Raw genomic sequence first — 5525 nt, forward strand, 5'->3', positions numbered from 1 at the left:
CATTACAGTTGCAATTTCAGTTTGATGTGAGCGCTTTTTGCGGTGGCCTGATGGGCGCGTCGCCAAAGCGACCATGCGATGATGCAGGCGGGTTCGATCCGTCTTCGGGCAAGCCTGGTGGCGATGCGCCGGATTTCCTGTACCGACCAGCGGATCAGTTCCTGGTAGCTGGCGTCCGCGTTTTTTTGGGGAGCGTCATGTCATTGGCGCGATAGCGTATTGCCGCCATCATCGCGAAGGCCAGCATGACAAGCGAGACATGCCGGTTCCAGCAGCCATGCCATGAGCGGGTTTCGTTGTGGTCGAGGCCGAGTTCGTTCTTTGCGGTCTCAAAGCTGTCTTCGATGGCCCAGCGCTGACCCTCCACGCAGACGAGCGTCTGGATGTCCGTTCCGGCGGGACACCATGTGGTGAAGAAGGCGAGATCGCCATCGCTGATATGACGGCGGATCAGCAGGCCCCGGGTCCAGAGGCCTGTTCTGGTTTCGTCATATTCGTCAGCATCAAGGTCGGCGAGTTCACAATAGACCCAGTCGTGAAGGCGGGCTCCCTTTGTGCCCTCACCAGCTGAAAGGCGCCGCCATGCATCTGGCGCCAGGTTACGGGCGATGTCCTCCGCCGTGCCGGCAACCGGGGGCTTTCCTGCCCAGGAACCGAAATAATGGCTGGATTTGACACCGAGAACATAACCCTTGCAGGCCCGCCGCAGGACCCCTTCAACATCGCCCACGCCATACACGGTATCAGCCACGACCCACGAGAACGGCACATTCGCCGCCAGCGCACGCCGGATCATGTCGACCGCCAGCGCAGGCTTCGTGGCAAAAATTGTGCCCTCAGGAACATGGGCAGCGGCAAGCCGCGCGGGATCTCCGGTCCAGCTCTTCGGCAGATACAGGGCCCGGTCGATAAAGGCATGGCCACGGGCCGAAACATAGGCGGCGAAGACACCGATCTGGCAATTTGTGATCTTGCCAGCCGAACCCGTATACTGACGCGCAACTCCACACGATGCCTTGCCCTGCTTGAGAAAGCCGGTCTCATCAATGACCAGCACCGCGTCATCTGCGCCAAGGTTCTCGACGACGTACTCCCGTACGATGTCGCGGAGCCCGTCCGCATCCCACCGTCCACGCCCCAGAATGGCCTGTTGCCGCCATGGCCCTGGATCACCCGCCGCTTCAGCGCGCATCCAGCCGGTCTTGCGCCGCTCGTCACCCAGCAATCCGTCCAGAAAGAGGTTCGCCGATGCTGCGACGCGCTCCTGCGTAAACAGGCCGCGCATCCGCCCCTTCACGTCGCGCAGCGACGATGCCCACAGTTCAAGCGTCGCCTCGATTGAGGAACCTGTCATCCACGACCTCCGAATCATGGAGACCTATGGATTCAGACTGGAGAACAATGCGCAACTGTAATGCTAGGTTGGAAACCCATACAATTGTCTGAATTTGCTTCCATATTCACCCTCCGAATTGGTTTGTTGGAGGTGCATGGAGATGAAAGGGCGCTTGTTCTGGCTCTCTGACGCGGCATGGGACGCCATTGAACCTCATCTGCCGCATGGGCAGGCCGGGAAGCCACGGGTGGATGATCGCCGTGTGATCTCCGGCATTCTGCACGTCCTGAAGACCGGCTGCCGCTGGCGCGATGTGCCTGCGGAATACGGTCCGCCCACCACGATCTACAACCGCTATCACAGGTGGGCGCGACGGCGCATCTGGCAGCAACTTTTCGAGCAGATGGCCGGTGTTCAGTCCCGGCATTTGATGGATTGGATCGATGATGAATCGATCAGGCTCTGAAGTCCACTGTTTGCAAATGAACTCGTAAGGTGTGAGCCCCTTTAGATCCTTCAGTCTTCGTCCGAAATTGTATGCGTCGATGAAGTCGCGCAGATGTCGGCGTAGCTGATCGTGACCGTCATAATGGAAGCGCTTGACGGTGGCGTCCTTGATGGTCCGGTTCATGCGTTCGACCTGACCGTTGGTCCATGGATGGTTGATCCTGGTGAACCTGTGCTCGATGCCATTCTCGCGGCAACGCATGTCGAACATATGGGTCATGTATCGCGCGGTCGGCCCGTTTGCGTAGCGCGGCGGATACCGGAACTGGATGCCGTTGTCGGTGAGCACGGTGTGGATTTTGTAGGGCGTCGCCTCAATCAGGGCGACGAGGAAGGCCGATGCGGTGACCCGGTTTGCTTTCTCTACCAGTTGGGCGAAGGCAAATTTTGACGTGCGATCAATGGCGACAAACATGTGCAGCTTGCCCTCGGCCGTCTGCACCTCTGCAATATCGATGTGGAAGTAGCCGATCGGGTAGCTCCTGAACTTCTTCTTCGGCGCCTTGTCGCCCTCTACGTCCGGCAGCCGGGAGATGCCGTGGCGTTGAAGGCAGCGATGCAGTGAAGAGCGCGTCAGATGCGGGATCGTCGCCTGAAGCGCATAGAGGCAGTCATCGAGCGGCAGCAGCGTATGACGTCGAAAGGCGACGATGATTGCCTCATCTTCCTGCGACAACACCGTGGAATGCGGCTCTTTCGGCCCGGTTGGACGATCGGCTACCGAGGTCCGCTTCCTCCACTTCGCCACCGTTTTCTGGTTGATCCCATAGCGCTTCGCCAGCGCCCTCAGGCTCTCTTGATGGCGTGGACGGCGCCCGCAACGGCATCATCCTCGTGAGAGGCGTGCCAAGATGGCTGCTGTCGAGCACTCATCTGAAGGAGCACCGTCCATGGACAAGGCTATCACCGATCTCAGCACAGTTGCCACCGTCGGCCTCGATCTGGCCAAGCATGTCTTCCAGGTCCACGCGATCGACGATGTCGGCCATGTCGTCACGTCTCGCGCGCTGCGGCGCAAAGATTTGATGGCATTCTTCGAGCGTCTGCCGTCGTGCCTGATCGGCATGGAGGCATGCGGCTCGGCGCATCACTGGGCCCGTCAGCTAATGAAGCTTGGCCATGACGTCCGCCTGATGCCGCCTGCCTACGTGAAGGCCTATGTCCGCCGCCAGAAGAATGACGCCGCGGATGCGGCGGCCATTTGCGAGGCGGTGACGCGGCCTTCTATGCGTTTTGTGCCGGTGCGATCGGTCGAGAACCAGGCTGCGCTCATGCACCACAAGGTGCGCGAACTTCTGGTGGCACAGCGCACCCAACTGCTCAACGCGCTACGCAGCCATCTGGCCGAGATCGGGATCATTGCCGCGCAGGGACCGAACAATGCCCGTGCTCTGGCGGTTCTCATCGTGGAAGGCAACGACATGATCCCGGCGATCGTGCGCGCGGCGCTGTTGCCTGTGGTGCGTCGGTTGAACGAACTCGATCAGGAGATCCGGCAAAGCGATCAGGCCATTCTGGCTCTGGCCAAAGCCGATGCGACGGCACGCCGCCTGATGAGTGTTCCCGGCATCGGTCCCGTCACCGCCTCTGCGCTTGCCGCAAGCGTCCAGGACATCTCCGCGTTCTCGGGCCCGCGCGAGTTCGCCGCCTTCCTCGGGCTCACGCCGAGGCAAAGTTCATCGGGCGGCAAGGAGCGGCTGGGGCGCGTTTCGAAGATGGGCAACCGATATCTGCGCAAGCTGCTCGTCGTCGGCGCTCACGCGGTCCTCTTCCACCGGAAACGCTGCAGCGATGCATTGAGAAGCTGGGCCGACCGCCTGATGGAGACCAAACCGTTCAAGCTTGTCGCCGTAGCGACCGCCAACAAGCTCGCCCGCATCGCCTTCGCACTCATGCGTGATGGGGCACACTATGCCGGCACACGGACGTAATAGCAGCCGCAGCAGCTGAGGCCGCGGTCCAGAATCGAGGGTGACAGTGACGTGATGGGAACAGACGAGGACAGATCCCGAAAGCCTGCAACATAGTCGGAGCTTCGAGTTCGTTCTCTTGATCAGGCCAAAGGATCAGCGGACACCATCAGGGCCAGCGGTCACAGCGCCGCACCAACAGGCCGGAGACATGACCGCACCCGCGACTGTCCCAATTGCCGGAACAAGCCCTTGATCGGCGGGCGCCGTCCAGACATGACTATGTTGTATCGCTCGACGGACCGCCGCTGTCGTTGTGGCGCTCCCGTGGTGAACCTGGCCCATAGTGCATCCTTCCATTCCTGCGAAAAGACTGCACCATCAAAATCCGGGATCAAACACCTAAGAAACGGCATCCACCGCGAGGCCGGCAGGCTGGAGGACAAAGCCGAACGTCTTAGCCCGCCGCTGCAGATTGTCGATGACCCGGGCCCGATAACGTGCCTCGTAGGACGAAGCTCCTGGATCGACGTAATCCATCCCGTGGCGGACAGCATTGTAGAACAGCACCGCGATCTTGCGAGCGGTCGCAGTGACGGCCTTCGCCTTGCCGGTACGGGTTGAAAGGCGACGGTAGAAGGCTCCCAGGGCGGTGTCGGTTCGACCGATGGTTGTCGCGGCCAGTCGCAACAGCGCCGCCGCTCTGCTGCCCGAGCGTCGTGTCCGTGACGACAGAACCTTGCCGCCGGAGATCTTGTTGCTGGGAGCCAGACAGAGCCAGGACGTGAAGTGCTTTGCTGTCGGCCATGCTGAGAGGTCGTCGCCGCATTCGGCGATCAGCTTGAGCGCGAGATATGGCCCCATGCCGTGGATTTGCGTCAAATCCTTGCCGAGCAGACCGTAGAGCGCACCGCGCACATCGAACCCGGGTCCGTTCGATTGCCGGCTTCCCCGCTGGCGCGGCGGCGGCATGGGAACGGTTTGCCGATCGCGAAGGGTGCTCAGTGCTTTGAGGACGGCCTCGATCCGCACGTCGCACGCCTGGGCTCGTTCCTGGTAGGCTTCGTACAGGCCGAGGGCCTGTTCGAGGGCGAACAGATGCTCGGATCGATAGTGGCCCCCTCAAGGCCTTCTGGATCGTCTCGGCATCCGCATGGCAGCGGGTATCGCGCAGCATGGCCAGTACGGCCGGGTCACGCTCGCCGGCCACGATCGCCCGGATGATGCGAAGGCCGGTCGCTCCCGTGACGTCCGACACGACGTGATGAAGCTGGAGGTTCATCTCAGTCAGCGCCTTCTGCATGTGCTGAATATGCGAGGCGGCATAGTCCAGGAGGCGCTCCCGCTGACGCAGATAGGCCCGAAGCTCGGCGATCTCGCCCTTCGGCCGGAAGCTGGCGCGCAGCAGACCATGGGAATGAAGCCGCTGCAGCCATTGAGCGTCGCTGACGTCGGTCTTGCGCCCGGGTACATGCTTGGCATCACGTGCGTTGACCAGAAAGACCTCGAAGCCACGCTCATCCAGCAGCTCGAAGATCGGGATCCAGTAGACACCGGTCGATTCCATCACCACGGTCTTCACGCCGCATTCCGCGAACCAGTCGGCCAAGCGGCAGAGATCGGCCGTGAACGTGCCGAAGCGGCGCACCGGCTCGGACGAGCGATCCGCGCCCACCGCCGCCATATGCATCGTGGCTCCGATGTCAATCGCAGCCGCGTTCACATGCACCGTCGTCAAATCGGAAGACCGGGAACCAGAGGGTTTATCGCGC

General features: G+C 61.4%; 2 protein-coding genes and 3 pseudogenes. 2 read left to right on the plus strand and 3 right to left on the minus strand.

The features are described from left to right. Positions 1 to 154: 154 nt before the first annotated feature. Positions 155 to 1372 (minus strand): IS701 family transposase, encoded by a 1218-nt coding sequence (locus IE243_RS14035; protein ID WP_191320018.1) that lies wholly within the window; start codon positions 1370 to 1372, stop codon positions 155 to 157. A gap of 124 nt (positions 1373 to 1496) precedes the next feature. Between IE243_RS14035 and IE243_RS14040 the strand changes: the two are divergent. Beyond that, positions 1497 to 1745 (plus strand): annotated as a pseudogene (locus IE243_RS14040) (transposase); the annotation flags it as partial. A 3-nt stretch (positions 1746 to 1748) separates the two neighbouring features. Here the strand turns inward: IE243_RS14040 and IE243_RS14045 are convergent. Then, positions 1749 to 2633 (minus strand): annotated as a pseudogene (locus IE243_RS14045) (IS481 family transposase); the annotation flags it as partial. 100 nt (positions 2634 to 2733) lie between these two features. Between IE243_RS14045 and IE243_RS14050 the strand changes: the two are divergent. Then, on the plus strand, positions 2734 to 3774 hold the full coding sequence (locus IE243_RS14050; protein ID WP_191320019.1) for an IS110 family RNA-guided transposase: 1041 nt from the start codon (positions 2734 to 2736) through the stop codon (positions 3772 to 3774). Between the two features lie 381 nt (positions 3775 to 4155). Here the strand turns inward: IE243_RS14050 and IE243_RS14055 are convergent. Continuing rightward, positions 4156 to 5525: pseudogene (locus IE243_RS14055) on the minus strand (IS110 family RNA-guided transposase); the annotation flags it as partial.

It is taken from the genome of Camelimonas fluminis (assembly GCF_014656355.1).
GTDB classification, from domain to species: Bacteria; Pseudomonadota; Alphaproteobacteria; order Rhizobiales; family Beijerinckiaceae; genus Camelimonas; species Camelimonas fluminis.